General features: G+C 71.8%; 22 protein-coding genes and 3 pseudogenes. 13 read left to right on the top strand and 12 right to left on the bottom strand.

Going from position 1 to position 21,303, the window contains the following annotated elements; all coding sequences use genetic code 11:
- The first annotated feature begins 275 nt into the window (after positions 1-275).
- Positions 276-806 (top strand): MarR family winged helix-turn-helix transcriptional regulator, encoded by a 531-nt coding sequence (locus tag AB5J49_RS01100; protein ID WP_369166547.1) that lies wholly within the window; start codon positions 276-278, stop codon positions 804-806.
- Positions 807-826: 20 nt separating this feature from the next.
- Here AB5J49_RS01100 and AB5J49_RS01095 read toward each other — a convergent pair whose 3' ends face one another.
- The gene (locus AB5J49_RS01095) at positions 827-2,002 is read right to left on the bottom strand and encodes an MFS transporter (RefSeq protein ID WP_369175010.1); all 1,176 of its coding nucleotides are present in this window, start codon (positions 2,000-2,002) and stop codon (positions 827-829) included.
- Positions 2,003-2,080: 78 nt separating this feature from the next.
- Here AB5J49_RS01095 and AB5J49_RS01090 point away from each other — a divergent pair, with 78 nt between their 5' ends.
- From AB5J49_RS01090 to AB5J49_RS01080, 3 genes are all read left to right on the top strand, one after another.
- Complete coding sequence (locus AB5J49_RS01090) at positions 2,081-2,839, top strand: helix-turn-helix transcriptional regulator (protein ID WP_369166546.1); 759 nt, start codon at positions 2,081-2,083, stop codon at positions 2,837-2,839.
- 74 nt (positions 2,840-2,913) lie between these two features.
- Positions 2,914-3,294 carry a DoxX family protein gene (locus tag AB5J49_RS01085; RefSeq protein WP_369166545.1) on the top strand — a complete coding sequence of 127 codons (381 nt, stop codon included), beginning with the start codon at positions 2,914-2,916 and terminating at the stop codon, positions 3,292-3,294.
- Positions 3,291-3,749 carry a peroxiredoxin gene (locus AB5J49_RS01080; RefSeq protein ID WP_369166544.1) on the top strand — a complete coding sequence of 153 codons (459 nt, stop codon included), beginning with the start codon at positions 3,291-3,293 and terminating at the stop codon, positions 3,747-3,749. The genes AB5J49_RS01085 and AB5J49_RS01080 overlap by 4 nt, the downstream gene beginning before the upstream one ends.
- A gap of 282 nt (positions 3,750-4,031) precedes the next feature.
- Here AB5J49_RS01080 and AB5J49_RS01075 read toward each other — a convergent pair whose 3' ends face one another.
- From AB5J49_RS01075 to AB5J49_RS01065, 3 genes are all read right to left on the bottom strand, one after another.
- Positions 4,032-4,427 carry a DUF2267 domain-containing protein gene (locus tag AB5J49_RS01075; protein ID WP_369166543.1) on the bottom strand — a complete coding sequence of 132 codons (396 nt, stop codon included), beginning with the start codon at positions 4,425-4,427 and terminating at the stop codon, positions 4,032-4,034.
- Between the two features lie 115 nt (positions 4,428-4,542).
- A complete protein-coding gene (locus AB5J49_RS01070) occupies positions 4,543-4,938 on the bottom strand; it encodes a DUF2267 domain-containing protein (RefSeq protein WP_369166542.1) in 396 nt (131 codons plus the stop codon).
- A 158-nt stretch (positions 4,939-5,096) separates the two neighbouring features.
- Complete coding sequence (locus AB5J49_RS01065; RefSeq protein ID WP_369166541.1) at positions 5,097-5,528, bottom strand: Hsp20/alpha crystallin family protein; 432 nt, start codon at positions 5,526-5,528, stop codon at positions 5,097-5,099.
- Positions 5,529-5,656: 128 nt separating this feature from the next.
- On the opposite strand from AB5J49_RS01065, the gene AB5J49_RS01060 reads away from it, so the two are divergent.
- Both AB5J49_RS01060 and AB5J49_RS01055 read left to right on the top strand, forming a co-directional pair.
- Positions 5,657-6,292 carry a type III effector protein gene (locus AB5J49_RS01060; protein WP_369166540.1) on the top strand — a complete coding sequence of 212 codons (636 nt, stop codon included), beginning with the start codon at positions 5,657-5,659 and terminating at the stop codon, positions 6,290-6,292.
- Positions 6,293-6,373: 81 nt separating this feature from the next.
- Positions 6,374-8,710: a SpoIIE family protein phosphatase gene (locus tag AB5J49_RS01055; RefSeq protein ID WP_369166539.1), complete on the top strand. Its 2,337-nt coding sequence runs from the start codon at positions 6,374-6,376 to the stop codon at positions 8,708-8,710.
- Here the strand turns inward: AB5J49_RS01055 and AB5J49_RS01050 are convergent, their stop codons facing one another.
- The 3 genes from AB5J49_RS01050 to AB5J49_RS01040 form a co-directional block, all read right to left on the bottom strand.
- Complete coding sequence (locus AB5J49_RS01050; protein ID WP_369166537.1) at positions 8,711-9,145, bottom strand: cupin domain-containing protein; 435 nt, start codon at positions 9,143-9,145, stop codon at positions 8,711-8,713. It abuts the gene before it with no gap.
- 116 nt (positions 9,146-9,261) lie between these two features.
- Positions 9,262-9,873, bottom strand: a complete 612-nt coding sequence (locus tag AB5J49_RS01045) for a DNA polymerase ligase N-terminal domain-containing protein (RefSeq protein ID WP_369166536.1) — start codon at positions 9,871-9,873, stop codon at positions 9,262-9,264.
- A 51-nt stretch (positions 9,874-9,924) separates the two neighbouring features.
- Positions 9,925-10,755 (bottom strand): aldo/keto reductase, encoded by an 831-nt coding sequence (locus AB5J49_RS01040; protein WP_369166535.1) that lies wholly within the window; start codon positions 10,753-10,755, stop codon positions 9,925-9,927.
- 95 nt (positions 10,756-10,850) lie between these two features.
- Here AB5J49_RS01040 and AB5J49_RS01035 point away from each other — a divergent pair, with 95 nt between their 5' ends.
- From AB5J49_RS01035 to AB5J49_RS01025, 3 genes and pseudogenes are all read left to right on the top strand, one after another.
- Positions 10,851-11,915, top strand: coding sequence for a LacI family DNA-binding transcriptional regulator (locus tag AB5J49_RS01035; protein WP_369175009.1), 1,065 nt, complete (start codon positions 10,851-10,853; stop codon positions 11,913-11,915).
- Between the two features lie 65 nt (positions 11,916-11,980).
- Positions 11,981-12,151: pseudogene (locus AB5J49_RS01030) on the top strand (substrate-binding domain-containing protein); the annotation flags it as partial.
- A gap of 74 nt (positions 12,152-12,225) precedes the next feature.
- Positions 12,226-12,387 (top strand): annotated as a pseudogene (locus tag AB5J49_RS01025) (substrate-binding domain-containing protein); the annotation flags it as partial.
- Here AB5J49_RS01025 and AB5J49_RS01020 read toward each other — a convergent pair.
- The 4 genes from AB5J49_RS01020 to AB5J49_RS01005 are packed head-to-tail and all read right to left on the bottom strand — an operon-like array spanning position 12,350 to position 16,975.
- Positions 12,350-13,750 (bottom strand): glycoside hydrolase family 32 protein, encoded by a 1,401-nt coding sequence (locus AB5J49_RS01020; RefSeq protein ID WP_369166534.1) that lies wholly within the window; start codon positions 13,748-13,750, stop codon positions 12,350-12,352. The pseudogene AB5J49_RS01025 and the gene AB5J49_RS01020 sit on opposite strands and share 38 nt — an antisense overlap.
- Positions 13,747-14,601, bottom strand: a complete 855-nt coding sequence (locus AB5J49_RS01015; protein ID WP_369166533.1) for a carbohydrate ABC transporter permease — start codon at positions 14,599-14,601, stop codon at positions 13,747-13,749. The genes AB5J49_RS01020 and AB5J49_RS01015 overlap by 4 nt, the downstream gene beginning before the upstream one ends.
- 14 nt (positions 14,602-14,615) lie before the next feature.
- Positions 14,616-15,569, bottom strand: coding sequence for a carbohydrate ABC transporter permease (locus AB5J49_RS01010; RefSeq protein WP_369166532.1), 954 nt, complete (start codon positions 15,567-15,569; stop codon positions 14,616-14,618).
- Positions 15,566-16,975, bottom strand: a complete 1,410-nt coding sequence (locus AB5J49_RS01005) for an extracellular solute-binding protein (RefSeq protein WP_369166531.1) — start codon at positions 16,973-16,975, stop codon at positions 15,566-15,568. Before AB5J49_RS01005 ends, AB5J49_RS01010 begins: the two co-directional genes overlap by 4 nt.
- 245 nt (positions 16,976-17,220) lie before the next feature.
- Here AB5J49_RS01005 and AB5J49_RS01000 point away from each other — a divergent pair, with 245 nt between their 5' ends.
- From AB5J49_RS01000 to AB5J49_RS00990, 3 genes are all read left to right on the top strand, one after another.
- Complete coding sequence (locus AB5J49_RS01000; protein ID WP_369175008.1) at positions 17,221-18,801, top strand: glycoside hydrolase family 32 protein; 1,581 nt, start codon at positions 17,221-17,223, stop codon at positions 18,799-18,801.
- A gap of 14 nt (positions 18,802-18,815) precedes the next feature.
- Complete coding sequence (locus AB5J49_RS00995; RefSeq protein ID WP_369166530.1) at positions 18,816-19,421, top strand: AAA family ATPase; 606 nt, start codon at positions 18,816-18,818, stop codon at positions 19,419-19,421.
- Positions 19,422-19,590: 169 nt separating this feature from the next.
- The gene (locus AB5J49_RS00990) at positions 19,591-20,565 is read left to right on the top strand and encodes a TauD/TfdA dioxygenase family protein (RefSeq protein ID WP_369166529.1); all 975 of its coding nucleotides are present in this window, start codon (positions 19,591-19,593) and stop codon (positions 20,563-20,565) included.
- A 23-nt stretch (positions 20,566-20,588) separates the two neighbouring features.
- On the opposite strand, the pseudogene AB5J49_RS00985 reads toward AB5J49_RS00990, so the two are convergent.
- Positions 20,589-21,058, bottom strand: a pseudogene (locus AB5J49_RS00985) (alpha/beta fold hydrolase); the annotation flags it as partial.
- Here AB5J49_RS00985 and AB5J49_RS00980 point away from each other — a divergent pair.
- Positions 20,939-21,256, top strand: coding sequence for a hypothetical protein (locus tag AB5J49_RS00980; RefSeq protein WP_369175496.1), 318 nt, complete (start codon positions 20,939-20,941; stop codon positions 21,254-21,256). The pseudogene AB5J49_RS00985 and the gene AB5J49_RS00980 sit on opposite strands and share 120 nt — an antisense overlap.
- Positions 21,257-21,303: the final 47 nt, after the last annotated feature.

Raw genomic sequence — 21,303 nt, 5'->3', positions numbered from 1 at the left:
GATGCGCGTGCCCCTCGTCGACGGCGAGCTCGCGGGCGTGCGCCACGTTCGGCAGCGTGGCCCGATGCGTGCCGGTGCCGGTGCCGGTGCCGGTGCCGGCGTCGGTGACCGGCGGGCGGCCCATGGCGACCGCGGCGGCGACGGCAGTGCGAGTCGGCCGCGTGGCCGGTGGCGCGTGTCCGGCCTGGCTGCTGCGGGGGAGAGGAGGCCGCGGGCGCCGTCTGACCCCACCGCCAATTAGTTGAGTTACGCAACGAGATGGTAAAGTGGTCCCCATGTCCACACCACCGCTCCCCGAATTCCCCGACACGCCCGCGTCCGCGGAAGTGATCGAGATAGAGCGAGCGCTCACCCGCATCACCTACCTGAGCACACGCGCCCGGCAGCACGAGCGGCTCATGGCCCTGGCCGGTGTGCCGCTGGACCGGGCCGCGGTGGCGCTGCTGCGCCAGGTCGCCGACTCGGAGTCGCTGCGCCCCGGGGAGCTGGCCGCCCGGCTCGGTGTGGAGGCCTCGCACGTCACGCGTACGGTGCAGCAGCTGCAGAAGGGCGGCTACGTCACCCGCGTCCCCGACCCCCAGGACCGCCGCGCCCAGCGCATCGAACTCACCGAGGCCGGCCGGCAGGCCATCGCCCGGGTCCGTGAGGCCGGCGCCCGCGGTATGCAGCTCGCCCTGGCCGACTGGAGCCCTGAGGAGCTGCGCCAACTGGCCACCCTCTTCCACCGCATGGTCGACGACTTCCTCGCCCACGCCATCGACGAGGACACCGAACCGCAGCCGGCGGCACCGGCCGGCACCGCCTGACCCGACGGCTCGGGCACCGGTCACGCCGACGACGTACGCGGGCGGGGCCCGCAGGAGCCGGGTGCCGGGGCGGGCCCTGCGGGCGGTGCCGGCTCCCGCAGCCCGCACAGCAGCAGCCGCCCCAGCGCGGGCAGGGCGATGAGTGCGGCGAGCGCGGTCCGCAGCGACGTGGCGTCGGCCAGCGCTCCGACGACCGGGGCGAAGAGACCGCCCACGCTCACGGCCAGCCCCAGCGTCACACCGCTCGCCGTGCCCACCCGCCGGGGCAGGTAGTCCTGGCCGAGCGTGATGTGCAACGAGAACGGGACGTACAGCCCGGCCGACGTCAGCGCGACGAACAGATACACGCTCGGGCCGGGAACGAGGACCACTCCGGCCACCGCGAGCCCGGTCAGTACATACGCCTGGCGTACGACCGCGAGCCGCCCGTACCGGTCGGCGAGCCGTCCCCCGGCCACGGTGCCCACCGCGCCGCCCAGGTAGAGCACACACAGCGCGGCCGTGCCCGCCACGGCACCGCCACCGGTCCGCTGCCGGACGTACAGCGAGACGAACGCGCTCAGCCCGACGAACACGATCGACCGGCACACGATGGCGCCGGACAGCCGCAGGAACGACCCCCAGTCGTCGGAGCCGGCCTCCTCGCCCTTGCCGACGGCGGCCCCACGGCTTGCGGCCGAGCGCACCGCCGCCACGCACAGGGCCGCTCCCACGACGGCCGGCACGACCAGCAGGGGAGTGGCGCCCAGACCGCCGGTGGCGACCACCGCCGCCACCAGCAGCGGGGCCAGCGCGAAACCGACGTTGCCGCCGAGGGAGAACCACCCCATCGCCGTATGACTGCCGTGCGCGGCATCGCGGGCCGCGCGAGCGGCCTCCGGGTGGTAGGCGGCCACCCCGATGCCGGACACGGCCACCACCGCCAGCGTGAGCGCGTAGGAACCCATGACCCCGCTCAGCGCCACCCCGGCGCCGCCCGTCAGCGCGCTCAGCGGCAGCAACCACGGCATCGCCCACCGGTCGGTGAGCGCCCCGAACAGCGGCTGCACCACCGACGACAGCAAGGAGGCCGCCAGCACGATGCCCGAGGCTGCCGCATAGCTGTAGGCACGCTCGGAGACGAAGAAGGGGACGAGGCCCGCCACGGCGCCCTGGTACACGTCGACACAGGCGTGGCCCAGGGACAGCAGGGTCATGGCTCGGTTGCGTTTTATGGACACCCTGCGATCGTCGTGGGGGAGGTCCATGGCCTGCTTTCGATAATCTGCCTTGTTGTGTCGAACATCCGCCATGATCCGATCGCGCCGACCCGCGCCCAGGCCCTCGCCGCCGGGCACCGCATCGACGCGCACCGGCACGACGACCACCAGATCGTCTACGCGGGCTCCGGCGTCCTCGCCGTCACCACCGACGTCGGCACCTGGTTCGCGCCCGGCAACCGCGCCATCTGGGTCCCTGCGGGCACCGTGCACGCGCACCGCGCCCACGGCCACCTCGACCTGCACCTGGTCGGCCTGCCCATCGACGACAACCCCCTCGGCCTGGACGCCCCCACCGTCCTCGCCGTCAGCCCCCTCCTGCGTGAGCTGATCCTCGCCTACACCCGCGACCCCGGCGACGACAGCCCCGAGCGCCGCCGTCTGCTCGCCGTCCTGCGCGACCAGCTGCGCGCCTCGCCCCAGCAGCCGCTGCGCCTGCCCACCCCCACCGACCCCCGCCTGGCCGCGGTGTGCGCGCTCGTCCACGCCGACCCCGCCGACCCGCGCACCCTCGCCGCGCTCGGCGCCGCGACCGGAGCGGGCGAGCGCACCCTCAGCCGGCTCTTCCGCCACGAGTTCGGCATGACCTTCCCGCAGTGGCGCACCCAGTCGCGTCTCTATCACGCGCTGCGGCTGCTCGCCGAGGACACGCCCGTCACGACCGTCGCCCACCGCTGCGGCTGGTCCTCCGCCAGCGCCTTCATCGACGTCTTCCGCCGGTCCTTCGGGTACACGCCCGGAACTCACAACGGCCGCCCGCGACAGGGCCGATGAACAGGCGGGGGCGAGTGCCGGCCCATGACCTACCCTCCGGTAGCATCCGGCGGCAGGTCACCCTAGGAGGATCCGTGCCCCGGTCCGAACGTTCGCCCCTGCTGCTCGCCGGCCTGCTGGCCACCGCGGGCGTCGCCCACCTCGCCGCACCACGACAGTTCGACGCGACCGTGCCGCGAGCCCTGCCGGGGACGCCCCGGACCTGGACGTACGCCAGTGGCGTCGCCGAGCTCGCGCTGGCGGCCGGCGTGGCGCTGCCGCGTACCCGCAAGGCCGCCGCGCTGGCCACGGCGGCCTTCTTCGTCGGTGTGTTCCCCGCGAACGTGAAGATGGCCGTCGACTGGCGGCACCGCCCCGCGCCGCAGAGGGCCGCCGCCATCGGCCGACTGCCGCTGCAGATCCCCCTGGTGCTGTGGGCCCGCGGGGTCGCGAAGAGTGCGGAGGCCCAGGCATGAGCGCCCAGCTGAAGGTCGGCGACAAGGTCGAGGACTTCTCGCTGCCGGACGAGACCGGCACCACCCGCAGCCTCACCGGGTTGCTCGCCGAAGGGCCGGTGGTGCTCTTCTTCTACCCCGCCGCCCTCACCCCGGGCTGCACCGCGGAGGCCTGCCACTTCCGTGATCTCGCCGCCGAGTTCGCCGCCGTCGGCGCCCGGCCCGTCGGCATCAGCGGTGACGCGGTCGAACGGCAGCAGGAGTTCGCCGACCGGCACACGCTCGGCATCCCGCTGCTGTCCGACGCGGACGGGGCCGTCCGGGACCGGTTCGGCGTGACGCGCGGCTTCTCGCTGGCCCCCACCAAACGGGTCACCTTCGTCATAGGGCAGGACCGCACGGTCCTGGAGGTCGTCCGCAGCGAACTGCGGATGAACACCCACGCCGACCGGGCCCTCACCGCGCTGCGCAAGTGAGCGAGCGGTAGCGCGGGGCGGCGGCGGAGGCGGGGTTCGGTGCGGTGTCCGAGGACGGCAGGCGCCGGACGCCGGTCTCCCGGCTGCGGCGAACCACCGCCACCGGGGCACGGTCCGACGCCCCGGCACGCGAAAACCCGTTCACTGCGGCGAGACGTGCCGGTCCCGGGCCCGGGGCCGCCGGGCAGAAGCGTTCGGTGAACCGCCCGGCATAACCCGCGACCACCCAGGCTGCCCGGTGGCTGCCGCAGGGCCGCCGAGCCGGGCAGCCACGGGGTCGGGTCAGGCGGCCTGGGTGAGTTCGGCGCGACCGAACAGCAGCGCGTAGCCGGAGGGGAGCCGGCGCAGGATACGCGTGAGCAGTTCGGGGCCGGCCAGGGCGGCGACCGTGGCGAGGACGGAGCCGGTGTCCCAGCGGGTGGTGGCCAGGGTGGCGCCGCTGCGGGCAGCGAGGTCCTTGACGAAGGCCCAGCCGGTGAGCGGCTGGGTGTCGGGGATCTGTTCGGTGAGGACGCGTGCGGCTTCCAGGGGCAGGCGGGCGGCCAGTTCGACGCGTTCGTCGCCCGTCAGCTGGCGCCCGAGTCCCGCGACGACCAGGCGGACAGCCTCCTCGGCCCGTTCCCGGGTGGGGTAGGCGCCTTCGTAACGGACCTTCTCCAGCATGTGTTCGAACGTCATCACGGAGGTGTGCTGGAGCGGTGCACGCCGGTCGGACATCACTGCGGTGGTTGCCTTTCTGTCGTTGAGGTCGCCGGTGCCCGGCGGGGTGTGCGGACACCGGGTGTGTGGGTGGTCAGATGGGCTGGGGCCGGCCGAACAGCAGGTCGTAGCCTGCGGGGAGCTGCAGCAGGATCTGCTTGAGCAGGTCCTCGTCGGCCGCGTCGGCGACCGTGCTGAGGACGGCGCCCACATCCCAGGTCGCGGTCTGCTCGGTGGCGCCCTCGACCCAGGCCGCCGTCGCCCGCACGAAGCGCTCCGGTGACAGCGGTTCGGCGCTCTGCAGCGGGTTGAGCAGGATGAGGGCGAAGTCTTCCGGCAGACGGGCCGCCAGTTGGGCGCGCACTTCGCCGACGAGGTGTGCGCCCAGCAGGGCGAGCACCACGCGGGCCGCGCGTTCTGCTTCCTGTCGGCTTTCGTACTCGCCGCGTTCCTTCACGCGGTCGAGGAAGGCTTCCCATCGCAAGGTCACGTCGGCCGCCACCCTTCTTGAGCCCGGCGGGTAGGGAGGACGGGTGCCCCGGATCGAGGAGCCCCAGTCCAGGGTGCTCCAGTCCAGGGTGCCCCAGTTCAAGGAGCCCCGGTCCAGGGTGCCCGTCCTCCGCCGCTGATCGTCCCGGGTCGCCCGGCTCAGCCGGAGATCTCCTTGCGGGAGGATTCCCCGCCGATGGCGATCTTGCGGGGCTTGGCGCGCTCGGCGATCGGGATCCGCAAGGTGAGCACTCCGGCGTCGTAGTCGGCCTTGATGTGCTCGGTGTCCAACGTATCGGCCAGCACGAGCTGCCGTGAGAAGACGCCCAGTGGCCGCTCCGACAGCTCCATCTGTACGTCGTCGGCCTTCGCCACGGGCCGGCGCTCGGCCCTGACGGTCAGCATGTTCCGCTCGACGTCGATGTCGATCGCCTCTGTGCTGACGCCGGGAAGGTCGAAGGCCACCACGTACGCGTCACCCTCGCGGTAGGCGTCCATCGCCATCGTGGACGGCCGCGTCCAGGTGCCCGGGCCCATCAGCTGCTGGGTCAGCCGGTCGAGTTCGCGGAAGGGGTCGGTGCGCATCAACATCGCGAAACACCTCCAGAAGGTTCGGGCAGTAGCTGCCAATGCGCCTCGTCGAAACCGTTGTAACATGTCATCCAATGGATGACAAACACGATGTCGTCGAAAGGATGACAAGCCCGAGAGAGGTGCCCATGGCAGCAGCTGACCAGCCGGTCTCTTCCCGCGTCGGCAGCCAGAGCCCGGCCTCGTTCCTCGCCGCGGCGGCGGCCCTGGAAGCCATCGGCGACGCCCTGCGCGCCGCCCAGCACGAGGCCCCCCGGCTCACCGACGCCGAGAACGCCGACCCGGAGCAGGCCCTGGCCTCCCTCCTGCTGCTGCGGCAGATTCGCGAGCAACTCGCCGGATGGGAGACCGACCTGATCGAAACGGCCCGCCACGCAGGCGCCAGCTGGGCCGACCTCGCCCACCCCCTCGGCGTCGCCAGCCGCCAGGCGGCCGAACGCCGCTACCTGCGCAACCGGCCCGGCCCCGCCGGAACCACCGGCGAACAACGCGTCCAGGCCACCCGCGAACGCCGCGCCGCCGACCGCAACATCGCAGCCTGGGCCCGCCGCAACGCCGCCGACCTGCGCCGCATCGCCGGTCGGATCACCGCCCTCACCGACCTCCCGCCCGCCGCCCGCCACCCCCTCAGCCAACTTCACGCGGCCCTCGCCCAGGACGACCCCGCCGCCCTCATCCACCCCCTTGACGCCGCCCGCCCCCATCTGACAACCGCACACCCCGGCCTCGCCGCCGAACTCGACACCCTCACGAAAGCCACGTAGCCCCGCCGGGCTCGCCCTCAGGCACCGGCAGATGGGGCATCGCGGTTGATGCGGTGCGGCTCAGGACTCATCCTGGACGACATGGAGCACGTCTCCGCTGCGGCGATCATCGATGCCCACGGTGTCGTCACCGGGTGGAGCGAGGGCGCCCGGCGGCTGACGGGCCTGACGGGCGAGGAAGCACTGGGACGACCGGTGCGGGAGCTGCTCGCCGAGCAGCCGCCGCCCGAAGCCGTGGCCGCGCTGGCCGGCACCGCCGTGCTGCGTCACCGGGACGGCTCGCCCGTCGCCCTGAACCTGACGGCATGCGTCCTGATCGGCGACGACGGCGGGCCGGGCGGATACGTGATCACCACCGTGCCGTCCGACCGTGCCGAGCCCACGCTCGCGGAGCAGGCCTTCCAGCAGGCATCCATGTCCATGTCCGTCTTCGACGCCGACCAGCGCTACCTGCGGCTCAACGAAGCCGCGTGCAAGGCCATGGGCGTACCCGAGGAGGTCATGCTCGGCCGCCACTTCTCGGAGACCGTGGAGGACGAGGTGCACAGCCGGGGCTTTCTGCGGCACATGCGCAAGGTCGCCGAGTCGGGCCGGCCGCTGCGCCACGAGAGCTTCACCGGCGCCCCGGCCCTGAACCGCGAGCACGCCTGGACCACCGACATGTGGCCGGTACGGGACTCCTCGGGCCGGCTGGTCGGCACCGCGCTGGCCGCGTTCGACAGCACCGAGCAGTACTGGGCGCGGCAGCGGCTGGCCCTGCTGAACGAGGCCGCGGCCACCATCGGCACCACCCTGGACCTGGTGCGCACGGCGGAGGAAGTGGTCGCGGTCATGGTGCCCCGGTTCGCCGACTTCGCCAGCGTGGACCTGTTCGACTGGGTCCTGGGGGCGGAGGAGGCGCCGCTGCTGGCCGGCACCGAGATCGCGCTGCGCCGCGTCGCCCACGGCTCCGGCACCGAGGGCACCCCGGAAGCGGCCGTGCACCTGGGCGAGGTGGACTTCTACCCGCCGTTCTCGCCGCCCGCACGGGCGATCCTGGAGGGCACGGTGATGCTCAGCCAGGCAGGTGAGTCGGCGTTCCTGCGCTGGGTGGCGGAACGCAACGCGCGCGCTCCGGCCGGCCGGCGCCACCGCGTCGGCGCCCACTCCATGATGGCGGCGCCGCTGCGGGCCCGCGGCACCACGCTCGGCGTCGTGGTGGCCGTGCGCATCAGGCAACCGGACGACTACGTCGCCGACGACGCCGTCTTCGCCGAGGAACTCGCCAGCCGGGCCGCCGTCTGCATCGACAACGCCCGCCGCTTCGCCCGGGAACGCACCACCGCGCTGGCCCTGCAGCACAACCTGCTGCCCCGGGGACTGTCCGGGCAGGCGGCCGTGGAGGTGGCCCACCGCTATCGGCCGTCCGGATCGCAGGCCGGCCTCGGCGGCGACTGGTTCGACGTGATCCCGCTGTCCGGCGGCCGCGTCGCCCTCGTCGTCGGCGACGTCGTCGGACACGGCATCCCGTCGTCGGCCACCATGGGCCGCCTGTGCACGGCCGTACGCACCCTCGCCGACGTGGACCTGCCGCCCGACGAACTCCTCACCCACCTGGACGACCTGGTCACCCATCTGGCCGGGGACGACAGCGACGAGGTCGCCGAACTGGGCGCCACCTGCCTCTACTCCGTCTACGACCCCGTCACCCGCCGCCTCACCCTGGCAGCCGCCGGCCATCCACCACCGGCCCTCGTCCTGCCCGACGGCACCACCCAGGTCATCGAGCTGAGCGCCGGGCCCCCGCTCGGCGTCGGCGGGCTGCCCTTCGAGGCGATGGAGGTGGAACTGCCCGAGGGCTCCCTGGTCGCCCTGTACACGGACGGCCTCATCGAGGACCGCGACCGCGACATCGACCACGCCATCGCCGAACTGTGCCGCGCGCTGACCGCGCCCCCCGACACTCTCGACGCCCTGTGCGACACCGTGCTGAAGGCCGTCCTGCCGGAGGAACCCAGCGACGACGTGGCCCTGCTCCTGGCCCGCACCCGGGCTCTGGGCGCGGACCGCATCGCCACCTGGGACGTGCTGCCGGACCCGGAGCACGTGGCGGCCACCCGGCAGGCCGCCACGGAGCAACTGACCGCCTGGGGACTGGACGAGGCCGCCTTCGTCACCGAACTCGTCGTCAGCGAACTCGTCACCAACGCCATCCGGTACGGCGCACCCCCCATCCAGCTCCGCCTGATCCGCGACCGCACCCTCATCTGCGAGGTCTCCGACGGCAGTTCCACCTCCCCGCATCTGCGCCGGGCCCACGCCTACGACGAGGGCGGCCGCGGACTGCTGCTGGTCGCCCAGCTCACCCAGCGCTGGGGGAGCCGGCAGACCGGCAGCGGCAAGACGATCTGGGCCGAACAGCCGCTGCCGCCGATCTGATCACTGGAACGGGCAGCCGGGGTTGGGTGCGTCCTCGGAGAACGGCGCCCCGTGCGGCAGCACATAGAGCACATCGAGGACGAGCGTGGTGTCGCCGAGGTTGCGCCCGATGTGCACGTTGTCCGGCCCGGCCGGCTCCTGCACGAAGCTGCCTCCGGGGTACACGCCGTCGGAGGCGCAGGTCGAGTCGAAGTGGCTGAGCGTGCCCTGCTTCACCACGGCGTAGAGCGGACCGTCGTGGTAGTGCCAACCGGTGGCCTGGCCCGGCGGCACGGTGATCTCCCGCAGGGTGTAGTCGGTGTCACCGACCGTCTTCTGACTGATGAGCCGGGCGGTCACCCCCGGCCCGGGAGGTGTGGCGTGGGCGGGCGCACAGACGAGGACGGTGGCGGCGGCCACGGCGCCGGTGACGGCGGTACGGAGCGCGGTGCGCATATGAGGAGCCTCCTGCGGCGAGAGCGGGTGTCGCCGTGAACATAGAGGCAGGGAAAGGTAGTTGAGGCCGGAACCGGATTTTCCGCTGGACTTTCCGCCCCGCGAGACCGCCGCGCTCACGCCTCGACGTCGTCCGCGGCGACCTGGCCGAGCGTGCGACCGGTCCGCACCGAACGGGCCCGGTACGGGTCGGGCGTGCCGTGCCCGGGTGCCCGGCCCTTGCGGGCCTTCACCAGCAGCCACGCCTCCCGGTCACCGTCGCGCCCGTCGCGGATCCGGGTGAGCGCGTACTCGCCGTGCAGCTTCGACCCGCTCAGCCGGAACGTGGCATGACCCCGCTCGAGCGACTCACCGAAGTCGACGGGCCGCCCCTTGCGGTCATGGCTCATCGGCTCGTACGTGCCGTTGTCCCAGACGATCACCGTGCCGCCGCCGTACTCGCCCTTCGGGATCATGCCCTCGAACTCCTCGTACTCCAGAGGGTGGTCCTCGGTGGGCATGGCGAGCCGCTTGTCGTGGGGATCGTCGGAGGGCCCCTTCGGCACCGACCAGGACTTCAGTACGTCGTCCACCTGGAGCCGGAAGTCGAAGTGCAGGGTGCGGGCGTCATGGATCTGAACCACGAACCGCGGCTCCTCACCGGAGGCCCCCGCACGCCCCCGCGGCTCCCCGGTCCGCCCGAAGTCACGCTTGCCGTGGTAGTCCCGCAGCCGGTCCTTCTCGCCCATGAGCGCCTCCTTCCCGCCCCGAGTACCCTGCGCGGCGCCACCGACGCCCGCTCAGAACTCCTCGTGCACTTCGGGATCCCCGCCGACGCGCCGGTGGGCACGGTCCGCGATCGCCGTCATCCGATCGGGGTCCAGTTCGAAACCGAAGACATCGAGGTTCGCGCGCTGCCGCCCGGGATCGGCCGACTTCGGGATGGGGACGGCGCCCAGCTGGACGTGCCAGCGCAGGACGACCTGGCCGGGCGTCACGCCGTGCGCCTCGGCGGTCGCGACGATCACGGGATCGTCCAGCAGGTCCGTGCCACGGCCCAGCGGGCTCCAGCTCTCGGTGACGATGCCCTTGCCGGTGTGGAAGGCGCGCAGCTCCGCCTGCGGGAAGAAGGGGTGCAGCTCGATCTGGTTGACCGAGGGCAGGACCCCGGTCTCCTTCTCCAGCCGTTCGATGTGCTCGGCGGTGAAGTTGGAGACGCCGATCGACCGGACGAGGCCGTCCTCCCGCAGTTTGATCATGGCCTTCCAGGAGTCGACGTACTTGTCGACGCGGGGGAGCGGCCAGTGGATGAGGTAGAGGTCCACGTAGTCCAGGCCGAGGCGGGCGCGGGACTCCTCGAAGGAGGCGAGGGTCTCCTCGTAGCCGTGGTGGCGGCCGGGGAGCTTGGTCGTCACGACGATCTCCTCGCGGGGCACGCCGCTGCCCGCGACGCCACGGCCGACGCCTGTCTCGTTGCGGTAGTTCGTCGCCGTGTCCACGAGGCGGTACCCGAGTTCCAGGGCGTCGTGAACCGCCTGCTCGGCCTGCGCGTCGTCCATCGGCCAGGTGCCGAGGCCGAGGGCGGGGAGGGCCGTACCGTCGTTGAGCGTGTGGGTCGGGATGCTGATCACTGCCGGACCTTCCCTTGACTGTGTCGTGCATCCAGCGTCACGGATAGGGTGAGGATTGATCAACCGGACGGGTGGGGATGAGGGCAGCGGACGGCATGGGCGGCACCGAGGACAAGCACCCGACGGGATCGGGGCGCCCCACGTCACGGGACGTCGCCCGGCTCGCCGGGGTGTCGCACACGGCCGTCTCCTTCGTCTTCAACGGCCGCGCCGAGGGCAACCTCTCGCCCGCCACCCAGGAACGCATCCGTCAGGCCGCCGCCGAACTCGGCTACCGCCCCGACCCCGTCGCACGCGGCCTGCGCCGCCGCCGTACGGCCGTGATCGGCCTGGTCACCGACGAGATCGCCTCCTCGCCGTTCGCCGGCCGACTGCTGCGTGGCGCCATGGAGACCGCCTGGGCCAGCGAGCACCTCGTCCTGACCATCGACTCCGGCGGCGACCCGGCCAAGGAGGACGCGGCCGTCGCCGAGCTCCTCGACCGACGCGTGGACGGCATCATCTACGCGGCCATGTCGCTGCGCCGCGTCCGCGTCCCCGAGGGCCTGCACCGCACCCACTCCGTCCTCGCCAACTGCCTGCCCGAGGACGACTCCCTGCCCGCCGTCATCCCCGCCGAGCGCGCGGGAGGCCGTACGGCGGCCCGGCTGCTGCTGGACGAGGGGCACCACAGGGTCGCCATGGTGGGCGGTCAGGAGGACCTTGCCTCCGTCGACCGCCTGCGCGGTTTCCGCGACGCACTGCGCGCCGAAGGGATCACGGTCCCCAAGGAGTGGGTGGTGCGCAGTGGGGGCGAGATCGCCGGAGGATACGAGGGCGCGCTGCGCGTCCTCGACGGCGTCCCCGCCGACCGGCGCCCCACCGGCCTGTTCTGCTACAACGACCGGGTCGCGGCGGGCGCCCTGCACGCCGCGACCCGGCTGGGCATCACCGTCCCCGACGAGCTGTCCGTGGTCGGCTACGACGACCAGGAGCACATGGCCGCGTTCCTCACCCCGCCCCTCACCACGGTCGCGCTGCCCCACCGGGCGATGGGCGAGGTCGCCGCCCGGCTCCTTCTCGACGCCATCGACACGGGCCGGACGCCGCCCGCGACGGTACGGCGTCTGGCCTGTCCGGTGATCAGTCGTGCGTCGGTGGGAGCAGCTCCCAGGCGGTGACCGTGGCCCCTGGGCGGGTGGCGAGGGAGTTCGGGCCTGACGTCCGGTCGCCGGTGGATTCGTTGGTGACCCGGCCTCTCACCACGATTGCGTCGCCGTGCCGGGTGATGGGTGAGGTGGCTGCCGGGCTGCTCCTCGACGCCATCGACACGGGCCGGACGCCGCCCGCGACGGTACGGCGTCTGGCCTGCCCGGTGATCAGTCGTGCGTCGGTGGGAGCAGCTCCCAGGCGGTGACCGTGGCCCCTGGGCGGGTGGCGAGGGAGTTCGGGCCTGACGTCCGGGCGCCGGTGGATTCGTTGGTGACCCGGCCTCTCACCACGATTGCGTCGCCGTGCCGGGTGATGGGTGAGGTGGCTGCCCGGCTCCTTCTCGACGCCATCGACACGGGCCGGACGCCGCCCGCGACGGTACGGCGTCTGGCCTGCCCGGTGATCAGTCGTGCGTCGGTGGGGCCGTCTCCCAGCCGGTGACGGTGGCCCCGGGACCGGTGACGACGAGTTCGGGTACGTCGTCCGGTCGCCGGTAGATCCGCTCGGTGACCGTGGCCCGGTCGTCGACGAACAGCTCGAACAGCGAGCCGTCGACGAGGATCCGTACCTCACCGGCCGGTGCCCGCACCACGATCGGCGCCGATCCGCCGGGCCGCGTGCGCGGCCAGTCCCCGCGGTCGAGCGTCACCGTGCCCTCGTCCGGGTCCAGCACGACCGTCAGCGCCGCGCCCGAGGCGGACCGCAGCAGACTCACCGTGGTGCGGCCGGATGCGGTGACGGTCAGGTCGTACGCCTCCGGGAGCGGGGCAGGGCGCCCTGTCGCCGTGACGAACGGTTCGACCGCACGCAGCAGTTCGAGCTCCGGTGCCGGTGCGACACGCAGGGCGCCGTCGGGATGGACGTCCACGACCCGCGGCGCGGTCAGCACCCCGGCCCAGCCCGCGCGGTCGACCTCGTCCTGCTCGCGGGCCTCCCACGACCAGCCCCACATCAACGCCCGGTCCGGCTCCTGGAGCACGGCGGGTGCGTAGAAGTCCCGCCCGTGGTCGAGCCGCCCGCCGGTACGGGCTTCGAAGCGCAACTCGTCGTCGCCGTACGGCTGGAGACGGCCCGTCAGATAGCCGGTGGAGCACGGCTCGCCGTCCCACAGCGACACCACCAGCACCCAGTCCCCGCCCGTGGTCGCGTACAGCTGCGGGCACTCCCAGCCGACCGCCTTGTCACCGAACGCGTCCCTCGCGACCGGGTCGTTGCCGTCGAGCAGCACCCCGGCGAACCGCCAGTCGGCCAGGTCGTCACAGTCGTACAGCAGCACCGACGCGGTCCCGTCGGCGTGTCCCGCGCCGACCAGTGCCCACCGTCGGCCACCGCTCCTGAACACGAACGGGTCGCGGAACATCACCACGTCCAGGCCGGCCGGCGGGCCGGTCACGACGGGCGTGGGCAGCGGCCTGAAGTCGGTCAGCGTCTCGTCCTCCGGCACCAGTGCCCGCGCCAGGCAGATGGAGCCGAGCCCGGTGTGATGCCGGTCGACGCCCGTGTACACGGCCGTCGGCACGCCGTCGTCGTCGACCACGCAGCCCGACCAGCAGCCCGCCTCGTCCGGGCCGCCGGGCGTCGGGGCGAGCGCGATCGGATGGTGCTCCCAGTGCACGAGGTCGTGGCTGGAGACATGCCCCCAGTGGACGTTCGCGTGCACCGGGGCGTCGGGGTTGTGCTGGTAGAAGAGGTGGTACCGGTCCCGCCAACGGAAGGGCCCGTTCGGGTCGTTGATCCAGTTGGCGGGGGGCCGGACCCGGAAGCGCGGGGCGCTGGGGTCCGTGGACTGAGCGGTGAGGCTCAACGGTTGACTCCTGCGGACGTGATGCCCTCGCGGAGAGGGCGCTGACCGACGACGAACACGGCGACGGCGGGGATCATGGAGAGGACGACACCGGCGAGCACCACCGAGATGGAGCCGGTACCCAGGTTGCCCTGGAGGGAGACCAGGCCCAGCGGGAGCGTGTAGTTTTGCCCGGAGGTCTCGAGGATCAGCGGGCGGAAGAACTCGTTCCAGTGGTAGTTGAAGGCCAGTACGCCCACGATCGCCAGACCGGGCGCGGCCAGCGGCGCGTACACGGAGCGGAAGATCCGCCAGGGCCCGCAGCCGTCCAGCATCGCCGCCTCACCGAGGTCCTTCGGCATGCCCAGGAAGTACTGGCGCATCAGGAAGGTCCCGAAGGCGGTCGGGAAGGCCGGGATGATCAGGGCGAGCAGGGTGTCGGTCAGGCCCATCGACTTCAGCACCAGGAACACCGGCACGATGGTGACCTGCAACGGCACCATCATCGTCGCCAGCACCAGCCCGAACAGCGGCTTCTTGAACCGGAACTCCAGGCGTGCGAAGGCGTACCCCGCAAGCCCCGCCGTGATCATCTGGCCCACCGCGATCAGCGCGGTCACCAGCGTCGAGTTCAGGGCGAGCAGCCAGACGTCGATCTGGTCGAAGACCCCGCTGTACGCCTCCGTGGACGGATCCGTCGGGATGAGTTTCGGCGGCAGGTCGAAGGCCTCGGCGGGGGTGCGCAGCGACGTGGAGACGGTCCAGATGACCGGGCCCAGGGTCAGCAGCGCGCACACGGCCAGCGCGGCGATCCGGGCCCACGGCGCGAGGGAGTGCCGGGTGCGGCTCAGGGACAGGGTTGCTTGGCTCAAGGGACTCACCCGGCTCACTGGTAGTGGACGAAACGCCGGCTGAGCCGGAACTGGAGGGCGGTCACCGCCATGATCAGCACGAACAGCAGCACACCCACCGCCGAGGCCTCACCGAAGCGCAGCTGCTCGAAGGCGCTCTCGTAGATGACCATCACCACGGTCCGGGTGGCGTCACCGGGCCCGCCGTTGGTGAGGACGTACGGCTGCTCGAAGACCTGGAGCGCGTTGATGATGCCGACCACCGACGCCACCAGCAGTGTGGGCGACAGCAGGGGCAGCGTGATGCCGATGTGCTTGCGCAGGCCGGTCGCGCCGTCGAGGGAGGCGGCCTCGTGCACCTCCTTGGGGATGTTGTTCAGACCGCCGACGAACAGCAGGAACGAGAACCCGAACTGCTGCCACACGTAGACCAGGACCACCGTGGCCATCGCCGCGTTCTCGGACGTCAGCCACGGCACCGGCGCGACCCCGACCAGCCCGAGCAGCCAGTTCACGACCCCGAAGTCCTGGTTGAACAGGTACTTCATCACCACCGAGATCGACGCGGCGGACAGCACCAGCGGGAAGAAGAACGCCGACCGGAACACCGAGCGCAGCCACACCGGCATCCGCCCGTTCACCGCCAGCGCCAGCACCAGGGCGATCAGCAGTTGCAGCGCGACGGCGAACACCATGAACACCAGCGTGTTGCCGAAGGACACCAGCACCGTCGAATCGGTGAAGACCTCACGGTAGTTGGCGGCCCCGGCGAAGCGCGGATCGTCGATCACGTTCCAGTGGAAGAGGCTCAGCACCACCGAGCCGGCGATCGGCACGACCGTGAAGACGACGATGCCGACGATCGTGGGCGCCAGGAACAGCGTGGCCAGCAGCCGGGTGCCACGGTCGCGGGCGGAGGAACGGGGTGCCGGGGCCGGTGGCGCGGCCGGCTGCTTCGGTCGTACGGCCGGTATCTGGGTGTTCGTCATACGTCACGCTCCATGGCCTTCTCCAGGTCGCTCTGCATCCGGCGCAACGCGGGGGCCACCGAGCGCCGCGAGGACAGGGCGGTACCGGTGTGCTTGAGCAGCACCTGCTCGACCTCGGCGACCTGCGGCGGCGCGGGGATCGGCCCGGTGTCGGGGAACTTGTCGAGGGTGTCGTAGAAGACCTGCCAGCGGCCCGGGCCGGTCTCCCGGTAACGGTCGGCGGTCAGCATGGAGCGGCGCGCCGGGGTGGTCTGGTTGGTCTCGAACAGTCGCATCAGGGTGTCGCGGCGGGCGGCGTACTTGATGAACTCCCAGGCCTCCTCCTGCCGCTTCGAGGTGCGCAGCAGCGCGTAGCCGGCGGCGCCGTACTGCATGCGCTGGGTGCGCCAGCGCGGGAAGTACTGCACGTCGAAGGAGTCCGCCTTCATTCCGGCCAGATGCAGACCGCCCGCCCAGAAGCCGCCCGCGGGAGTGACGCCGACCCGGCCGTTGGAGAACACACCGATGAGGTTCTGGCCGTTGCCGCCCTCGGGCCGGCTGCACAGGCCCTCCTGGACGAGGGAGGCGAGATAGTCGTACGCCTCCTCCACACGCGCGTCGGTGGCCTGCGGCGTCGTCCACCGGAAGCCGCCCCCGCGCCCCTGCCGCTGGGCGGCCGGATAGAAGGAGTCCCACAGCCAGGCTCCGCCCGGTGCCTTGGACTCGGCGAGCAGGTTGGTGTCGTTGGCGAACAGCCACGGCACCACGCCGCCCCACAGGCGGTTGGTCCAGAAGTACGGCGTGAACTGGGAGCCGCTGGACTTCTTCATGTCCCGCAGCAGCGCGGTGAAGTCGTCGCGGCTCCAGTCGGCCGCCGGGAAGTCCGCGCCCGCCCGCTTCAGCACCTGGTTGTTGAGGTACATGTCGGCCGCGTTGAACTCGACCGGCAGCTGGTAGAGGCTCCCCTCGTACATCATCGACTCCACCAGCGAGGGATGGACGTCGGCGAAGTACTCGCGCAGCTCCTCGGCGTCCCGCTTCACCCAGTCGTCGAGCGGGACCCCGAGGCGCTGCGCGAACAGCTGGACGCCCTCGGTGGCGACGTACACGAGGTCGGGAGCGGTGCCCGCCGCGATCTGGGTGAGGATCTTCGCGAAGAAGTCCGACCAGTCGACGGCCTGCACGGCATTGATGCGGAGCTTGATGTCGGGATGGACCTGCTTGAAGCCCTCGGTGAGCGTGCGGATGGCCTCCGGGCCGTAGGCGGGGCCGAGCGTGGCGACGACGAGCGAGCCGTCGTCGCGGCCGGGTATGTCGGCTCCGGTGAGCCGGTCCCAGCTGGCGGCGGTACCGGCCAGCGCGGCGGCTCCCGCGCCGTAGGCGCCGTACCGCAGCAGGGTGCGGCGGGGGAGGTGCGAGTCGGTCATCTGAACGGGCCTAACTCGTGTTAGCCAGAATCTGATGCCCAGATGATCTGAAGGCCATCGCGACCCTGTCAAGAGTCGTGAACGGCTTGACCTTTAACGAGTTAGGCCTCACAGTTCCGATCCAGGCCGACCGGTCCGGGATTGAACGACTCCGGTTCCGGCGGGCCAGTTCCGATCCGGTTCGGATCTCCATGAGCCGCAGTCCTGACGAAGCTGTCAGGGAAAGGAGCCGCACTGTGCGTGGCATATCCGGCACATCCGGAATATCCAGAAGGTCGTTGTTCGTCGCCTCGGCCGTGGGCGCGGCCGGCGCGTTACTTCCCGCCGGTTCGAGATCCGCGTCGGCGGCGTCAGCGCGGGCCGCGTCCACGACGGCCGCCGCCTGCACCGGCAGCTACCGCGCCGAGTACCACTTCACGGTCCCCGACCAGTGGATGAACGACCCGCAACGGCCGGTGTGGATCGACGGCGAGTATCACTACTACTACCTCTACAACCCCGACTACTCGGCGGGCGGCACGACCGCCGGCACGGCCTGGCGCCTGGCGACCAGCACCGACCTGGTCTCCTTCACCGACCGCGGGATCGCCGTGCCGAAGGACACCACACCCAACGGCGACGTCTGGTCCGGCTCGGCGGTGATCGACACCGACAACACGGCGGGCTTCGGCGCGGGCGCGGTGATCGTCCTCGCCACCATGGCACCCGACGATGCCACCCAGGCGCAGTACCTGTACTACTCGACCGACGGCGGCCGTACGTTCACCAACCACGGCACCGACCCCGTCCTGCCCAACCCCGGCGTCCGGGACTTCCGCGACCCCAAGGTCATCCGCGACGAGGAGCGCGGGCGCTGGGTGATGACCCTCGCCGAGAACGACAAAGTGGGCTTCTACCACTCCGCCGACCTCAAGTCGTGGACGTACGTCAGCGGCTTCATCAAGGGCGGCATCGGCGTGCTGGAGTGCCCGGACCTGTTCCGCATCCGGGCGGCTGACGGCACCTGGAAGTGGGTGCTGGGTGTGAGCGCCAACGGGAAGGGATCCGGGCTGCCGAGCACATTCGCCTACTGGACGGGGTCCTTCGACGGCACCACGTTCACGCCCGACCGGAGCGACCCGCAGTGGCTCGACCACGGCTGGGACTGGTACGCGGCCGTCACTTTCGAGAAGCGGGATGGCGGCGGCACGCTCGATCCGGCGGCACGGTACGCGATCGGCTGGATGAACCACTGGGACTACGCCAACACCACGCCCACCATGGAGTGCGACGGCTTCAACGGCACCGACTCCATCGTCCGCGAGGTCACGCTGAAGCGGGCGGTGGACGGCACGTACTATCTCGCCTCCCAGCCGGCCGCCGGTCTCGACGCCCATGTCTCCCGCACGGTCGACCTCGGCGACCTGGAGGTCGACGGAACCCTCCTCCTCGACTACACGGGCACCGCGTACGAGGTGTCCACCGACCTCACCTGGGACCAACTGGCCGGCGCGGGGCTCCAGTTGCGGCGCTCCTCCGACGGTGGACGTCACATCGACGCCGGGATCTACCGCGACTACGCCTTCGTCAACCGCGGATACACCGTGAGCCCCGACAGCACCGGCCGGTGGCAGGAGAGCCGGAGCCCCTTCGACGCGTCCGCGGGTACGGTGCGGCTGCGCATCCTGATCGACCGTACGTCCATCGAGATGTTCGTGGACGACGGCCGGTACGTGCACTCGACCGAGGTCTTCCCGGACCCGGCCGACACGGGCCTCGCGCTGTTCACGATCGACGGCACGGCGGTGTTCCGGAACACGGTGATACGGGAGTTCACGGTGCGTTGAGTAGGGTCGCCGGCATGCAGGACGTGCGCGTGGTGCTCATCGGGGGAACGTCCCACACCGGCAAGTCGACCGTGGCCCGGGCCGCCGCGCAGCGGCTCGGGTTCGACTGCCGCTCGACGGACCTGCTGGCCCGTCATCCGGGGCGGCCCTGGCGGACGCCGGAGTGGGTGCCGCCGCCGCATGTCGCCGAGCACTACGCCACCCTCGACGTCGACGAGCTGATCCGCTCGGTGCTCGACCACTACGCACGCCTGTGGCCGCGCATCGAGGAACTGATCACCGACCACGCGACCGGGCGCGGACCGGGCCTGGTCCTGGAGGGCTCCGCGCTCTGGCCCGCTCGCGTGGCCCGGCTGACCGTGCCGCACGCACGGGCCGTATGGCTCACGGCGGACGACACGGCCCTGCGCGAGCGGATTCGGGCATCGGCCCGCTACGACGAACTGGCCGATCAGGAGCGGTACTTGGTGGACAAGTTCCTCGCCCGCACCGAGCGCTACCAGGAACTGATGGCGCAAGCCGTCGACCGGCACGGCCTGGTGCGGATCGACACGGGAGGGCGCTCGGCGAACGAGGTGGCGGACCTGGTCCTGGCGGGCGTCGACGTGCGAGCCGCGTAGGCGACGGGCGCGCGAACGGCGAGACGGACGGCGAGGTGAAGGGCCCGCGATCGGCTTGGTGACGGGCTGGGAGATGGGCCCTGTCGCCCGCGCCGCCAAACACTGTCACGATCTTCGGGGAACCGGCTCGGACCGGAGCCGGTGCGGACGGACGACCGACGGAGCGGGCATGACGACGGACAGGGCCACAGCGGACGGGACGGAGCAGGTCGCGGGGATCGAGGTGAAACCGGTCGCCGGACACATCGGGGCGGAGATCGCGGGCGTCGACCTGGCCGGAGAGCTCGACGACGCCGTGGTCGCCGCGATCCGGGCGGCGGTGCTGCGCTGGAAGGTGGTGTTCTTCCGCGGGCAGCGGCTGGACCACTGCGGACATGTGGCGTTCGCGAGCCGCTTCGGCGAACCGGTCGTCCTGCGCAAGCGGGGGAGTGCCTCGCCGGCCGACTTCCCCGAGGTCGAGACGACCGCCGACCGCCTGGAGCTGGGCGGGAAGTTCGGCATGGAGCACGACGAGTGGCTGCAACGCCGCCGCCACACCCTGCTGCGCGGCTGGCACTGCGACCACGGCGCCCGCATCGACCCGCCCGCGGCGACGATCCTGCGCGCCGAGACCGTACCGCCGTACGGCGGCGACACGACCTGGTCGAACCTCGCAGCCGCGTACGCCGGACTCTCCGGCCCGGTCAGGGAGTTCGTGGACGGCCTCCGCGTCGAGCACCGCCTCGGCGTCGGCTACCAGCCGCGGCCCGGCGACGACGCCTACGTCCGCCATCTGCTGGACCATCAGGTGGCCTCGCTGCATCCGCTGGTGCGCGTCCACCCGGAGACGGGGGAGCGGGTGCTGTACGTCAACGGCTACTACGTCGAGCAGATCACCGACCTCTCGCGTGCCGAGAGCCGGGCGATCCTCGACATGCTGCTGGAACAGGCGGTACGGCCCGAGTACACGGTCCGCTTCCGCTGGGAACCCGGCAGCGTGGCCTTCTGGGACAACCGGGCCACCATCCACCTCGCCCCGAGCGACAACGTCCACCTCGACTTCCCCCGCACCATGCACCGGGTCATGCTCACCGGTGACGTGCCGGTCGGTGTGGACGGCAAACCTTCGGAGCCGATCACCGGGACCGAACCGGGGCGCTGGTAGCAGCCGCAGGTGAGCTCACCGCGTCAGCGGGCGAGCAGGTCCCGTAGCGCTTCGGCGATGTCGTCGGGCGCCTCCTCGGCCATGAAGTGGCCGCACGTGACCGTGGTGTGCCGCAGGTCGGGCGCCCAGGCACGCCACAGCACGGCGGCGTCGAAGCCGAGGGCTGAGCCCGAGTCCTGCTGGAGCACGCCGACCGGCATCCGCAGCCGGGTTCCGGCAGCCCGGTCGGCCCGGTCGTGCTCGATGTCGACGCCGGCCAAGGCCCGGTAGTCGGCGACGATCGAGGGCGCACCGCCGCACGGCAGGCCGCCAGGTAGGCGGCGCGGACCTCGGCCGGTACGGCCCTCGGGTCGGTCGTCCAGATGTCGAGAAAGTGGCCGAAGAAGGCGTCCGGGGCGGTGCTGATCAGCCGCTCGGGCAGGCCGGGCGGCTGCGCCATCAGGTAGAGGTGGCATCCCACGGCGGCGGTGACGCCGTGCATCACCTCCCACATGCGGCACTGACCCTCGGCAACCGGCCCACCATGGCACGCGCCCACACCGCCCTCACTCCGGCGGCGCACGAACTGGTCGGCGTCGGCAGCGGCATGCTCACGCTGGGACCGGGCTCGGCACATGTGGCCGACCTGGCCGACACGCTCGGTCGCACGCGTGGACGGTTTGACGAAAGTCGTCGTCGTACAGGTGAATGATCGACAACGCTCCTGCCCGGTACCGGACTCCGGCACGGCACGGCGCG

This window comes from Streptomyces sp. R28, assembly GCF_041052385.1.
Taxonomy (GTDB): Bacteria; Actinomycetota; Actinomycetes; order Streptomycetales; family Streptomycetaceae; genus Streptomyces.
Note: the sequence above shows the minus strand (reverse complement) of the source record. Positions and strands in the feature narration are given on the sequence as shown.